The organism is Pseudomonas caspiana (assembly GCF_040224095.2).
GTDB lineage: Bacteria > Pseudomonadota > Gammaproteobacteria > Pseudomonadales > Pseudomonadaceae > Aquipseudomonas > Aquipseudomonas caspiana.
The window spans coordinates 6,094,535-6,108,467 of record NZ_CP167995.1; the positions used below are offsets into that span (position 1 = coordinate 6,094,535).

The 13,933-nt window shown below is 56.9% G+C and carries 9 protein-coding genes; 8 read left to right on the forward strand and 1 reads right to left on the reverse strand.

The window, feature by feature from the left end; all coding sequences use genetic code 11:
- Nucleotides 1–419: 419 nt before the first annotated feature.
- The 8 genes from lpdA to ABRP31_RS27500 all read left to right on the forward strand — a co-directional run bounded on the left by lpdA (nucleotide 420) and on the right by ABRP31_RS27500 (nucleotide 12,067).
- Nucleotides 420–1,820 (forward strand): dihydrolipoyl dehydrogenase, encoded by a 1,401-nt coding sequence (gene lpdA / locus ABRP31_RS27465; RefSeq protein ID WP_349971689.1) that lies wholly within the window; start codon nucleotides 420–422, stop codon nucleotides 1,818–1,820.
- A gap of 446 nt (nucleotides 1,821–2,266) precedes the next feature.
- Entirely contained in the window at nucleotides 2,267–3,889 is a 1,623-nt protein-coding gene (locus ABRP31_RS27470) for a glucan biosynthesis protein D (protein ID WP_349971690.1), read from the forward strand.
- A 414-nt stretch (nucleotides 3,890–4,303) separates the two neighbouring features.
- The gene (locus tag ABRP31_RS27475; protein WP_349971691.1) at nucleotides 4,304–5,611 is read left to right on the forward strand and encodes a hypothetical protein; all 1,308 of its coding nucleotides are present in this window, start codon (nucleotides 4,304–4,306) and stop codon (nucleotides 5,609–5,611) included.
- Nucleotides 5,612–5,613: 2 nt separating this feature from the next.
- On the forward strand, nucleotides 5,614–6,927 hold the full coding sequence (locus tag ABRP31_RS27480; protein WP_349971693.1) for a hypothetical protein: 1,314 nt from the start codon (nucleotides 5,614–5,616) through the stop codon (nucleotides 6,925–6,927).
- 41 nt (nucleotides 6,928–6,968) lie between these two features.
- Nucleotides 6,969–8,861: an acyltransferase family protein gene (locus tag ABRP31_RS27485; RefSeq protein ID WP_349971695.1), complete on the forward strand. Its 1,893-nt coding sequence runs from the start codon at nucleotides 6,969–6,971 to the stop codon at nucleotides 8,859–8,861.
- A gap of 134 nt (nucleotides 8,862–8,995) precedes the next feature.
- Complete coding sequence (locus tag ABRP31_RS27490) at nucleotides 8,996–9,784, forward strand: transporter substrate-binding domain-containing protein (protein ID WP_349971770.1); 789 nt, start codon at nucleotides 8,996–8,998, stop codon at nucleotides 9,782–9,784.
- A gap of 141 nt (nucleotides 9,785–9,925) precedes the next feature.
- The gene (gene katB / locus ABRP31_RS27495) at nucleotides 9,926–11,452 is read left to right on the forward strand and encodes a catalase KatB (RefSeq protein WP_349971696.1); all 1,527 of its coding nucleotides are present in this window, start codon (nucleotides 9,926–9,928) and stop codon (nucleotides 11,450–11,452) included.
- A 69-nt stretch (nucleotides 11,453–11,521) separates the two neighbouring features.
- Nucleotides 11,522–12,067 (forward strand): ankyrin repeat domain-containing protein, encoded by a 546-nt coding sequence (locus tag ABRP31_RS27500; RefSeq protein ID WP_349971697.1) that lies wholly within the window; start codon nucleotides 11,522–11,524, stop codon nucleotides 12,065–12,067.
- A gap of 29 nt (nucleotides 12,068–12,096) precedes the next feature.
- On the opposite strand, the gene glmS is transcribed toward ABRP31_RS27500, so the two are convergent.
- Complete coding sequence (gene glmS / locus ABRP31_RS27505) at nucleotides 12,097–13,932, reverse strand: glutamine--fructose-6-phosphate transaminase (isomerizing) (protein WP_349971699.1); 1,836 nt, start codon at nucleotides 13,930–13,932, stop codon at nucleotides 12,097–12,099.
- Nucleotide 13,933: the final 1 nt, after the last annotated feature.

The window sequence follows — 13,933 nt, forward strand, 5'->3', positions numbered from 1 at the left end:
AATTGCGGCGGGCTGAACCGACAGGATATGGCGTTACGATATAACAGTAACAGTGAAATTTTTGTCAGGTACGGGGCACATTTCGGGCGAGGCTCTACGCTCACATCTACGACGCGCTTGGCAGCGCATTTCCTGTCGACAGTACTGGCAATCAAGACCTGTGCTTGACGCCCAAAGCAGTAAATATTACAACCATAATTTAAAGACGGTGATCACCTGATTTTTTGGGTACTGCACTCCGTTAAACCCATGCCCTGTCGGAGGCAAACGTCGACCCTGTAGGAGTGAGCTTGCTCGCGATAGCGTCAGACCAGACGGCAACTTCTCAACAGGTCGACCGTTATCGCGAGCAAGCTCACTCCTACAGGATCCGCGTTTGCCACATGACAGCGCGGCGTCCACGACAAAAGGAGAAGGCTATGAGCAGCTATGACGTTGTGATTATCGGTGGCGGCCCGGGCGGCTATAACGCAGCCATTCGTGCCGGTCAGTTGGGCCTGAGCGTGGCTTGCGTTGAGGGCCGTGAAACATTGGGCGGTACTTGCCTGAACGTCGGCTGCATTCCTTCGAAGGCGCTACTGCACGCGTCGGAGCTGTACGAGTCGGCTGCGGGTGAGGAATTCGCCAAGCTCGGCATCGAGGTTACGCCGACGCTTAATCTGGCGCAGATGATGAAACAGAAAGGCGACAGCGTGGGGGCCCTGACCAAGGGCATCGAGTTCCTGTTTCGCAAGTACAAGGCAGAATGGATCAAAGGCTGGGGACGCATCGCAGGCCCGGGCAAAGTCATCGTCACCGACGCTCAAGGCGTGGAGACCGAGCTGCAAGCCAAGGACATCATCATCGCTACCGGCTCCGAGCCTACCCCGCTGCCCGGTGTAGAGATCGACAACAAACGCATTCTGGACTCCACCGGCGCGCTGTCTCTGCCAGAAGTGCCCAAGCATCTGGTGGTGATTGGCGCAGGTGTTATCGGTCTGGAACTGGGATCGGTGTGGCGCCGTCTGGGCGCAAAAGTTACGGTGGTGGAATACCTTGATCACGTTGCCCACGGCACGGATCTGGAAGCGGGCAAGACGTTGCAACGTTCGCTATCGCGCCAGGGCATCACCTTTAAACTCAGCTCAAAGGTTACCGCCGCGACCACAACAGATCACGGCGTGAATCTCAGTGTCGAGCCTGCCGCGGGTGGCGAAGCGGAGCTGATCGAAGCCGATTACGTGCTGGTCTCCATCGGGCGGCGGCCTTTCACCAAAGGTCTGGGGCTGGAGACGGTCGGCCTTGAAGTCGATAAACGCGGCATGCTCGAGAACAAAGGCCATCGTACGGCGGCAGATAATGTCTGGGTGATTGGCGACGTCACTTCAGGGCCAATGCTCGCGCACAAGGCCGAAGACGAAGCGACGGTATGTCTGGAGCGTATCGTCGGCAAGGCCGGTGAAGTGAATTACAACCTGATCCCCAATGTGATCTACACCCGCCCGGAACTGGCCAGCGTTGGCAAGACTGAAGAGCAGCTCAAGGCAGATGGGCGTGCGTACAAGATCGGCAAATTCCCGTTCAGCGCCAACAGCCGCTCCAAGGTCAACCACGAGACTGACGGCTTCGCGAAGGTCCTGGCGGATGAACGTACGGACGAAATTCTCGGCGTGCATCTTGTAGGCCCCAGCGTCAGTGAAATGATTGCCGAGTTCTGTGTCGCCATGGAGTTCGCCGCATCGTCCGATGACATCGGCCTGATCAGCCACGCCCACCCTACCCGCTCCGAAGCCTTGCGCCAGGCCGCGATGAGTGTGATCGGGTTGCCGACGCAGTCTTGAAGGCAGCAGTACAAACCCGGTCTTACGGGATTGCGCAGAACCTGTGGGAGCAGGGCTTGCCCGCGATGGGCTTGATGCGACGGGGCAGATATCTGCGGTGCCCTTATCGCGGGCAAGCCCGGCTCCCACAGGATGAACTGACGCGGGACCGGCTTCAGCCAGGAAAGCAGTGTTTCTAACGACATTTTCAGTGCCTGTCACGGCCTATTCCCGGCTAAAGCCGGTATCACATCATCGCGCCATTGTCTGGATCACACACCACTCCCACAGAGGGGAATGCGCCATCCAGAAACAATTCCGGCACATCTAAATCGTAATTATTTATGTTTTTTTCGAACCAGATGCTGTGTTTGTTATCTGTTGTCGGTACTTTGGCGTTCAGCAAGGAGTCGTAGCGCGCAATTTTCTTGTGCAGGATGCACAGTACTCGTTAGGGGCTTCACCTTATGAATCGCAGGACTCTCCTGAAAGCATCCATGGCGCTGGCGGCTTATAGCAGCGTGCCAGCCTCGGGGCTTTTTGCTGCACGCGCGATGGCCGCCACGGCCGACGGCGAAATCGAACATTTTGACTTCGATGCACTGAAAGCCCACGCCAAGCAATTGGCTGGTCGGGGTTACGTCAGCAACAAGCAAGTACTGCCTCCTGTACTGGCAAACATGACACCGCAGCAGTTCAACGCCATCAAATACGACGCTGGCCACTCCTTGTGGAACGAGCTTAACGGCCAACTGGACGTGCATTTCTTCCACGTCGGTATGGGCTTCAAAACGCCGGTACGCATGTACAGCGTTAACCCGAAGACCAAAGAGTCCCGGGAAGTGCACTTCCGCCACGAACTGTTCAATTACGAGTCCAGCGGCATCGACAAATCGCTGGTCAAAGGTGACCTGGGCTTTGCCGGTTTCAAGCTGTTTAAGGCGCCAGAAATCGCCATCAATGACGTGGTCTCGTTCCTCGGCGCCAGCTATTTCCGCGCAGTGGACAGCAACAAGCAATACGGCTTGTCGGCACGCGGTCTGGCCATCGATACCTACGCCAAGCGTCAGGAAGAATTCCCCGACTTCACCAAGTTCTGGTTTGAAACCCCGGACAAGAATGCCACCCGCTTTGTGGTTTACGCGCTGCTGGATTCGCCAAGCTGCACCGGTGCCTACCGTTTCGATATCGATTGCCAGTCAGGCCAGGTGGTCATGGACATCGACGCGAACATCAACGCGCGTACCGACATCGATCAGATGGGCATCTCGCCGATGACCAGCATGTTCAGCTGCGGCACCCACGAGCGCCGGATGTGCGACACCATTCACCCGCAAATCCACGACTCGGATCGTCTGGCCATGTGGCGCGGTAACGGCGAGTGGATCTGTCGCCCGCTGAACAACCCGCCCAGCCTTCAATTCAATGCCTTCGCCGATAAAGACCCCAAGGGTTTCGGTCTCGTGCAGACCGACCATGAGTTCGCCAGCTATCAAGACACCGTTGACTGGTACCACCGTCGTCCAAGCCTGTGGGTAGAACCGACGACGCCATGGGGTGAAGGCGCGGTCAATCTGGTGGAAATCGTTACCACCGGCGAGACCATGGATAACATCGTGGTGTTCTGGACGCCGAAGGACAAGATCAAGGCCGGTCAGTCGGTCAATTACGGCTACAAGCTGTATTGGGCCCCGCTGCCACCGGTGCGTACGCCTCTGGCACAAGTGCATGCCACTCGCTCGGGTATGGGCGGTTTCACGGAAGGCTGGGCACCGGGCGAGCATTACCCGAAGTTCTGGGCCCGACGCTTTGCCGTGGACTTCAACGGCGGCGGCCTGGAAAGCCTGCCGGAAGGCACCGCTATCGAACCTATCGTGACCGTCTCGCACGGCAAGCTGCAGGAGTTCAACATCCTCGTGCTGCCGGACATCAAAGGTTATCGGATCATTTTCGACTGGCTGCCAGACAGCGACTCGGTCGAGCCGGTGCAGATGCGTATGTACATCAAGACTCAAGACCGGACGCTCAGCGAAACCTGGCTCTATCAGTACTTCCCGCCTGCGCCTGACAAGCGTAAATATCCGTCGTAACCCGATCCGGTTCAGAGGTGCCTTGCAGCTATGCAAGCACCTCTGAATATTCACGCCTTACACGCCAATTTTTAATTCTTACTAAATTCAAAAGGTTATAAACCTACTGATTTCCTCACATCAGTAATATGTTCGAATATTGACGAATTGATTGACAGTTCGGCGAACTCAGGCTGATATAACCCCTGTCCTTTCTGATTCACCCTCCCTGTTTTCCTGCCGCGTTGACCATTCCCCATGGTTGATGAGCGGTAGCGTGGATGATGGTTTTTTCTGCATATCCCACCGCCTGTAAGAGTGAACTTGTTCGCGAGACGTCAGGCCTGCGTACACAAACATGCAGCCTCGCCAACAAGCTAGCCCCTACAACAGAAGTGCAACTCCCCTCACATCAGCAATCCCGAGGCAGAACACATGATGTTGAACCCTGCAAACAGCGGCGACGCTCGCTCGTCGATTCTGGCCTTCAACAAATCGACAGTGGTGGTATGGGTTGCCATCAGCCTGATCCTGATGGAAACCTTTTCCGGTGCGCTGCGCTTTTACTTCGATAAGGCGGGCATCGCACCCTTGTTGTACCTGCCCAAGATTGCCTGCTTGGTGATGTTTGCGTTGGAGCTGCGCGATTACAAAGCCGGTCGCATGGTCTGGATGAGCATGCTGCTATTGATGGTTTCGAGTGTGCTGGCAATGCTGCACGGCGCTAGCCTGAACAACGTCGCCTTCGCGTTGTTTGGCATCAGCCCGTTGCTGTTCGGCCTGGTCTGTAGCGAGCACCTGTTCCATCGTCGAAGGTTGCTTCTCTGGGTGATAGGCCTGTGTCTGGCGGCATCACTGATCGGGATTGCGCTGGATAAATTCACGGCCGTACCGTGGAAGGGCTACAGCTACAGCATTGGCGACGCCGAGCTGAGCGCCAATACATCGTGGACCACGGACACAGAAGACCGCATCGCCGGTTTCGCCCGTGTTTCCAATGTCTTGTCGATTCTGATCGCAATCTTCAGCTTGTATCTGTTGGTACTGCTGCGCTCTCGGCTGTTGTGGCTGCTGTTGAGCCCGGTGGCTTTGTACGCCATCGTCCTGACCACCAGCAAAGCCCCTGCCGCCGCTTTCGCAATGACCCTGGCGTTACTGCTGATCAGCCGTATGCGCTGGACGACGCGTATTGTCTGCACCCTCGCCGTTTTGACAGGGCTGACGCTCCCTGTGCTGGGCATGGTGTATGACTTTGACCTGCATACCGTGAGCAGCAGCAACTCCGCGCTAGGCACCTTGTATGACCGATTGATCAATACGTGGCCAAACGTCGCCCACGCCATCAGCAAAGAAGGCTGGACCCTGACCGGTGCGGGGTTTGGCATGTTCGGCGGCGCAGCCTCGCTGTTTCCGGTACCTGGCGGTGAGATGCTGGTCGGTTCGGACAGCAGCGCGATGTATCTGTGGGCGATGCTCGGGCTGGGCGGCGTGTTGCTCTATCTCATGCAGATTCCACTGTTCTTTACCCTGACCGATCAAGACAGCCATGTCGGCAGAGCGATGCTGGCGATTACCTTCTGCTGCTGCATGATCAGTTGGACCACCGATATGTTTGAAGTCACTGTGGCCAATCTTTTCCTTGGTCTGGCGATAGGGCATGCGCTGTCCGACAAGCTTCTGGATAGCCGCAAAACTCCACGCCCTCAAGCATTTCATCTGTCGCCCTCACCGACGGCGTACTGAGGATGGCAGGCAAACGATTCGCAACCGGACTGGCCTGCGTTGCCTGGCTGACATGCACGGCGCTCCACGCCGAAGAAGCCTTCATTCTGGGCATCAGCACACATCTGATGAACTTCGATGCGTCGCCAAGACCCGCTTTGCAACTTGCCGCAAAAGCGGGTTTTTCAGCGGTTAAAGACGATGCCTTCTGGTCAACGGCGGAACCCAAGCCCAACCAGTGGCGCATCATCGCGCCATGGCGTGATTACCTGAACACCGCCACCAGCCTGAACTTGAACAGGCTGACCATTCTGGACTACAGCACGTCGTTTCATGACAACGCCAAACCGCGCGCACCAGCGGTCAAAGCGGGGTATCTGAACTACGTGGATTACGTCACCGGGCAATTGGGCAACAAAGTCGACTTTTACGAGATCTGGAACGAGTGGGACCTTGAAGCCCCCCGAGATCCGCAACTAAGCGCCGACTACGCCACACTGGTGCGCGAAGCAGTGCCGTTGATCCGCAAGAACACCACACAGGTCAACGGGACGCCAGCCAAAATCCTTGCAGGCTCGATAACGCCAGAAGGCATGGATGGCGGGTTCGCGGACAGGCTGATCGACGCAGGCATGCTGGGTCTGGTTGATGGGCTTTCGATTCATCCCTACGCCCATTGCGCCGCCGACGGGCGCAACAACCCCGAAAGCTGGGTGCAATGGCTGCGCGATTATGAACAGCACATCCGCACCAAGGCCGGGCGCGCGGTGCCGATCTACCTCACGGAGATGGCCTGGCCTAGCCACAAAGGCCCCTGCGGGAATACGCCGCAAACTCAGGCAGCTTATCTGGCGCGGATTCTGTTGTTTGCTCGCACCATTCCCAACATCAAAGGCGTCTGGTGGTACGACCTGGTCAACGACGGGCCAGACAGAGCCGACCAGGAGCACAACTTCGGCCTGCTCAATCAGGACCTGTCACCCAAGCCCGCCTATGGTGCGGTCAATGCCATCGCCGACGTTATCAAGCATTTTGCCTGGGACGCTCAGCGCAGTGTCCAGTCCGCCAACGTTTACCAATTGCATTTCAGTAAGGGCAATGAACATGTCATCGCGGCATGGGCTACCGATGGACCTCGCCAGCAGTTGATCACCAGTAGCCGGCAGATGAGAGGCCCGGTCATGTTCATCGACACTGCCGACCCCGGCAAAGGACAAATGTCTGGAGAGGCATTCTGGCGCTGTCAGGACGATCAGTGCTCTGCTCCAGTAACGCTCACCCGCTTCCCGAAAATCATCAGCCTGAACTCCGATACAGCCACGCCGCAACGCCCCTGACCTCATTCCCTGCCCCAGCCGTCAACGCCAAGAAGAGCGCCATGGACTTCAGAAAAGACATCAATGGATTGCGCGCTATCGCAGTGATCGCAGTGCTGCTTTATCACTTCAATCCCGGCTGGTTGCCCGGCGGGTTTGCGGGCGTGGATATTTTCTTCGTGATCTCTGGATACCTGATCACCGGCATCATCGTGCGCAATCTGGACGCCGGCCGCTTCAGTTTGCTGGCGTTCTACAAGTCCCGCGCCCGACGCATTGTTCCGGCCCTGGCAGCACTGTGCTTTGTGCTTCTGCTGGCGGGCTGGTTTTACCTGCTGCCGCAGGACTACAGCGAACTGGGCAAACACATTGCCGCCAGCCTGGGGTTCGTATCCAACATTGTTTACTGGTTCGAAGCGGGATACTTCACCCCTGGGGCACACGAAAAGTGGTTGCTGCACACATGGTCGTTGTCGGTGGAGTGGCAGTTCTACATGGTGTATCCAGTGGTACTGCTGGCGTTGAGCCGAGTGATTGCCTTGCGAAACCTGCGTTGGTTGATCCTTTGCGCCTGTCTGGCCGGGTTTGGCTTTTGTGTATTCGCCTCATTCAAATGGCCTGAGCCATCGTTCTATCTGTTGCCGACGCGGGCCTGGGAACTGTTGGTCGGCGCTGCCGCCTGTGTATTCCCGATCAGGCTTCAACCGTTGCATCAACGAGCCCTGGAACGCGTTGGCCTAGGACTGATGCTGGCAAGTTTCCTTGTGCTCTCAGAGAAGGATGTATGGCCTGGCTATCTGGCGCTGCTGCCGGTGCTGGGTACCTTGGCAGTGATCGTCGCCGCGCGACAGGATTCGTTCGTCACCGGCAACCGGTTCTCACAGTGGACAGGGAAACTGTCTTACTCGCTGTACCTCTGGCACTGGCCGGTCGTGGTGTTCATGAGCTACTCAGGTTATCTGGGCGAAACATCCAATTTGTTGATCGGCATGCTGTGCGCCTTTGGCCTGGGCTTGGCGTCTTATGAGCTGATCGAAAAGGCCCCCAACACGGCCCCCGGCAAATTCCGCTGGAGATTCGCCCCGGTCAGCGCGTTGATCGGCTCGGTGCTTGTCGCAGCGGGTGCCGTGAATGCGACAGAGGGTGCGGTTTCTCCCCTGCGCACGGTGAGCATCTCGGACAAGGCGCGCTTTGTTCAGGACTACGCCGACCGGCAGAAAAATCTCTATGAAACGTACTGGCTAAAATGCGATGCCTTTTCCGCGTTCACCGAGCGCGGCCTCTCCGCCATTGACCCCTCCTGCACAGAGAAACGCGGACAGGGGGGCGTCTTCCTGTGGGGCGACTCCCACGCTCAGGCGCTATCCCTGGGTTTACGAACCTTGCTGGCCCATGACACGCCGTTCTATCAAGTCGCCTCCGCAGGCTGCAAACCCAGCCTGACTCAAGACAACGGACGCGCCACTGCGCCACGCCTGACCTGCAACTACTCCAACAGAACCGCATTGCAAAGTATTCGCGAGCTACGTCCTGAGGTGGTGGTGATTGCCCAGAAAGATCAGCACGACAAAACCCAATGGAGCAACATTGCCGCCCGCCTCAAGAGCTACGGCGTCAAACACATCGTTCTGCTGGGGCCGCTGCCGCAATGGAGCCCTTCCCTGCCAAGCGTCATTGCCAATCGTCATTGGGGTCTGAACGAGTCGCACATCAGCGACCCGGCCCTCGATCAGAGCGTCATGGCGACTGATCGGGCAACACGTCGGCTGATTGATCCTCAGGCCGTCGACTTTGTGTCACTGATCGACAAGCTATGCGTGGCCAACTCCTGCCTAGTCCGGTTGCAGGACGATTCGCTGCTGCAAATTGATTCAGGACACCTCAGTGAAAAAGGCTCGCTGTACATCGTGAAAAACTTTGTTCTTCCGGAGCTGAGCAAACAGATCGCTCGATAGCTGCCCGCGTAAAACAAGCCCGCCTGACCCTGATCAGTGCGGGCTTTTTTGCGTCCTGAAAAAATCTTCACATCGTCGCCACGTTTGGCTGCTAAGTTGAGCGCAAGCCATTTTGCAAGGAGGCAGAGTTGAGCATGTTTTTACCAAAAATATTTCTTGGCTGGATGCTGACGGCGCTAAGCCTGACAGGTTTAGCGCACGCAGAGATTTATCAGGTTGGAGGCAGCCAGTGGCGGCCGTTCAGCTATGAGGATGAACAAGGCAATCTGCGCGGAATATCCACCGATATCGCCCGACGCGTCTTGCAACTGGCCAATATTGAAGCGCAGTTCGTTTCTTACCCGGTCAATCGGCTGCAAGCCATGCTGGGCAAAGACGAACTTGATATGAACTTCGCCGACTCTGCGCAGTGGAACAGCAAAGATGAACTCGATCATTTTGTTTTTTCCGAACCCTACCTGCGGGTCAAGGAACACCTGTATGTCCTCAAAGGAAGCCCTGCCGCCAAAATCCCTGTGGATAAGTTACAGGGCCTGACCATAGGCACTATCCGGGGCTATACCTATCTGAATATGGACCCGTCTTTCGCAGACAAACGGCTGGTCGAACTGGAAACCTCTGAAGACTCGGCGCTGCTTCAACTGCTGTTGGCCAGACGCGTTGATGCGATCGCAATGGTCGACGACCTGTTCGACTACCTTGTTGCAGAACAACACATGGATCCAGACCTTTTCCAGCGTGGTGCATTACTCAGTGATGCCCATGTCAGCATCAAGCTGCAGCCCGAACTGGCGGCTCACCTGCCCGCCATAAACAAAGCCATCCGATCAATGATCCGCAGCGGCGAAGTAGCCAGGATTCGCACGTCGTATCTCTCGTCTCACAAGCCCGACGGGTGCCAAAAAGCGGACGTAACCTGTTGAAAGTCAAGAACGATCACTAAATCCGGATTAAGTTCATATTTCTAAATTTATCAATGACATAGCCTTAAACAATTCATGAATGGCAAGACTCGTCTTTACGCTTAGGCTCTCAAAACAACCAAAAATAGAGAGAGACCTGAGATGCCCCTACCTCGCTTCCATGTCGCAGTTAGCCTGATTGGAGCAAGCCTGATGGCCACCTCCGCAGCCTACGCCGACACCCTGACCCGTGATAATGGCGCCCCTGTTGGCGACAATCAGAACTCCCAGACCGCCGGTGCAACCGGCCCAGTCCTGCTGCAGGACGTGCAACTGCTGCAAAAACTCCAGCGCTTTGATCGCGAACGCATTCCTGAGCGCGTCGTACACGCGCGCGGTACCGGCGTACACGGGGAGTTCGTTGCCTCGGAAGGTGCTTCGGACCTGAGCAAGGCAAAAGTCTTCAGCAAAGGTGAGCACACCCCGGTATTCGTGCGCTTCTCCTCGGTGGTACACGGTAACCATTCGCCGGAAACCCTGCGTGACCCGCGCGGTTTTGCGACCAAGTTCTACACCGCAGACGGCAACTGGGATCTGGTCGGCAACAACTTCCCGACGTTCTTCATTCGTGATGCCATCAAGTTCCCGGACATGGTGCATGCGTTCAAGCCTGACCCACGCACCAACCTGGATGACGACTCGCGCCGCTTCGATTTCTTCTCCCACGTGCCGGAAGCGACTCGCACCCTGACTCTGCTGTATTCCAACGAAGGCACACCTGCCAGCTATCGCACCATGGATGGCAACGGTGTTCACGCTTACAAACTGGTGAATGCCAAAGGCGAAGTGAACTACGTCAAGTTCCACTGGAAAAGCCTGCAAGGCCTGAAAAACCTTGATCCCAAGCAGGTTGCCGAGGTCCAGTCCAAGGATTACAGCCACCTGACCAACGACTTGGTAGACGCAATCAAGAAAGGTGATTTCCCGAAATGGGACCTTTACGTTCAGGTCATCAAACCTGAAGACCTGGCCAAGTTTGATTTCGACCCGCTGGATGCGACCAAAATCTGGCCGGACGTTCCCGAGCGCAAGATTGGCCAGATGGTCCTGAACAAGAATGTGGATAACTTCTTCCAGGAAACCGAGCAGGTCGCCATGGCTCCGGCCAACGTCGTACCGGGCATCGAGCCTTCGGAAGACCGTCTGCTGCAAGGCCGGGTGTTCTCCTACGCCGATACTCAGCTGTACCGCGTCGGCACCAACGTCTTCAGCCTGCCGATCAACGCGCCAAAGGTTAAGGTCAACAACGGCAATCAGGACGGTTCGCTGAACAGCGGCAACACCACAACCGGCGTCAACTATGAGCCAAGCCGCCTCAACCCGCGCCCTGCTGTTGAAACCGCTCGCTACAGCCAGCTGCCGCTGTCTGGCAGCACTCAACAAGCGAAGATTCAGCGCGAGCAGAACTTCAAACAGGCGGGCGACTTGTATCGTTCGTACAGCAAAAAAGACCAGCAGGACTTGATTCAAAGCTTTGGCGAGTCGCTGGCCACTACCGACACCGAAAGCAAAAACATCATGCTCTCGTTCCTCTACAAGGCTGATCCGGAATACGGCACAGGCGTGACCAAAGTTGCCAAAGGCGACCTCGACAAGGTCAAGCAGCTCGCTGCCGCACTGAAGGACTGATCAATAACTCGCACGCTTCAGCTATCTGGCTGAAGCGTAGCGAGCCGGGTCTTTTAAGAGGGTATGAACATGCGCAGAATTCTATTCGCGTTGCTATTGTGCGCAGCCACAGCCAGCGCTGCCACGAACGAAGCAACCACCACCGACACTCAAGCGCAGTTGCGCGCACTGTATTTCCAGGCAGCGCGTGAAGGCCGAGAGGACATGCTCAACGAATTCATCAACGCCCGATTCGACCTGAACGTTCAGGACGAAAAGGGCTATACCGCGCTGATTCTCGCCGCGTATCACGGTCATCAAGACACAGTGACGCAATTACTGAATGCGGGTGCTGATCCATGCGCCAAGGACCTCAGAGGCAACACCGCGCTGATGGGTGCCATCTTCAAGGGTGAGCTGAGCATCGCCCGGCAACTGGTCGCCGCCGACTGCGCGCCAGACCAGCGTAATAATGCAGGCCAGACCGCAGCGATGTACGCCGCCCTTTTCCACCGCAAAGAGATCCTTGATTCCCTCGCCGCCAAAGGCGCCGACCTGAACGCCACGGATGCCATGGGTAATCAGGTGCAGAATCTTGAGCGGGGGGAGTTTAAGACGGCGCAGCCTTCGCAGTGAGGGCGAAGGCTGTCCGGGGTGTGGATAACTTACTCCACGGTCACTGACTTGGCCAAGTTACGTGGCTGGTCAACGTCCGTCCCCTTCAATACCGCTACGTAATACGAAAGCAGTTGCAACGGGATGGTGTAGAGAATCGGTGCCAAGGCGTCGACGATGTGCGGCATCGCGATGACGTGGGTGCCTTCGCCATTGCTCATACCGGCTTGTTCGTCAGCGAAGACGATCAGCTCGCCTCCACGGGCGCGTACTTCCTGCAGGTTGGATTTCAGCTTTTCCAGCAGCTCGTTGTTCGGTGCAACGGTGACCACCGGCATATCGCTGTCGACCAAAGCCAAAGGACCGTGCTTAAGCTCGCCTGCCGGGTAGGCTTCGGCGTGGATGTAAGAGATCTCTTTGAGTTTGAGTGCACCTTCCATAGCTACCGGGAACTGAGCGCCACGGCCCAGGAACAGGGTGTGGTTCTTCTCGGCGAACAACTCGGCGACTTTCTCGACCGTGCTGTCCATGGCCAACGCTTCACCCAGACGAGTAGGCAGACGACGCAACTCTTCAACCAGCTCGGCTTCAACGCCTTCAGCCAATGTGCCTTGAACCTGACCCAGAGAGAGAGTCAGCAACAGCAGTGCGACCAGTTGGGTGGTAAAGGCTTTGGTCGACGCTACGCCGATTTCAGGACCGGCCTGGGTCAGCAATGTCAGGTCGGACTCGCGAACCAGCGAGCTGATGCTGACGTTGCAGATGGCGAGGCTGGCCAGGAAGCCCAGCTCCTTGGCGTTACGCAGTGCGGCCAGGGTGTCAGCGGTTTCGCCGGACTGGGAAATCGAGACGAACAGGGTGTCCGGCTGTACCACTACTTTGCGATAACGGAACTCACTGGCAACTTCCACCTGGCATGGAATGCCTGCCAGCCCTTCCAGCCAGTAACGCGCGACCATGCCTGCGTGGTAGCTGGTACCGCAGGCAACGATTTGCACATTACGCACTTTTGCGAACAGTTCAGCCGCTTGTGGACCAAACGCTTGCACCAACACTTGTTGCTGACCCAGGCGGCCTTCAAGTGTGCGCTGCACGACTTTCGGCTGCTCGTGGATTTCCTTGAGCATGAAGTGGCGGAACTCGCCTTTGTCAGCAGCCTCTGCGCCTTCACGGTATTGCACGATTTCACGTTCAACCGGCAAACCATCCGCAGCCCAGATCTGCACGCTTTCACGACGGATTTCAGCGATATCGCCTTCTTCCAGATACATGAAACGGTCGGTGACCTGACGCAACGCCATTTGGTCGGACGCGAGGAAGTTTTCCCCAAGGCCCAAGCCCACCACCAGCGGACTGCCGCTGCGGGCGGCGACCAGTCGGTCTGGCTGTTTGGCACTGATCACTGCCAGACCGTATGCGCCGTGCAGCTCTTTTACAGCCGCTTTCAACGCAACGGTCAGGTCAGGGGTGTCTTTGAGTTTGTGGTGCAGCAAGTGGACGATGACTTCGGTGTCAGTGTCGGAGACGAATACATAGCCCAAGCCCTTGAGGCGCTCGCGCAATGGTTCGTGGTTCTCGATGATGCCGTTGTGGACAACTGCCAGTTCGTCACCGGAAAAGTGCGGGTGGGCATTGCGTTCACAAGGTGCACCGTGGGTAGCCCAACGGGTGTGGGCGATACCGAGACGACCCAGCAATGGCTCACCTGCCAGTGCCTGCTCCAGTTCGCTGACCTTGCCAGAACGACGGCGGCGATCAAGCACACCGGCGTTACTGAACACCGCGACGCCCGCGCTATCGTAACCACGGTATTCCAGACGCTTGAGCCCTTCGACCAAGATGGCGGTGATGTTGCGTTCAGCGACTGCGCCGACAATTCCACACATA

Bases quoted from the DNA above. Each gene is read 5' to 3' on its own strand.
- lpdA (WP_349971689.1), top strand. From the start codon at position 420: ATGAGCAGCTATGACGTTGTGATTATCGGTGGCGGCCCGGGCGGCTAT.
- ABRP31_RS27470 (WP_349971690.1), top strand. From the start codon at position 2,267: ATGAATCGCAGGACTCTCCTGAAAGCATCCATGGCGCTGGCGGCTTAT.
- ABRP31_RS27475 (WP_349971691.1), top strand. From the start codon at position 4,304: ATGATGTTGAACCCTGCAAACAGCGGCGACGCTCGCTCGTCGATTCTG.
- ABRP31_RS27480 (WP_349971693.1), top strand. From the start codon at position 5,614: ATGGCAGGCAAACGATTCGCAACCGGACTGGCCTGCGTTGCCTGGCTG.
- ABRP31_RS27485 (WP_349971695.1), top strand. From the start codon at position 6,969: ATGGACTTCAGAAAAGACATCAATGGATTGCGCGCTATCGCAGTGATC.
- ABRP31_RS27490 (WP_349971770.1), top strand. From the start codon at position 8,996: ATGTTTTTACCAAAAATATTTCTTGGCTGGATGCTGACGGCGCTAAGC.
- katB (WP_349971696.1), top strand. From the start codon at position 9,926: ATGCCCCTACCTCGCTTCCATGTCGCAGTTAGCCTGATTGGAGCAAGC.
- ABRP31_RS27500 (WP_349971697.1), top strand. From the start codon at position 11,522: ATGCGCAGAATTCTATTCGCGTTGCTATTGTGCGCAGCCACAGCCAGC.
- glmS (WP_349971699.1), bottom strand. From the start codon at position 13,932: ATGTGTGGAATTGTCGGCGCAGTCGCTGAACGCAACATCACCGCCATC.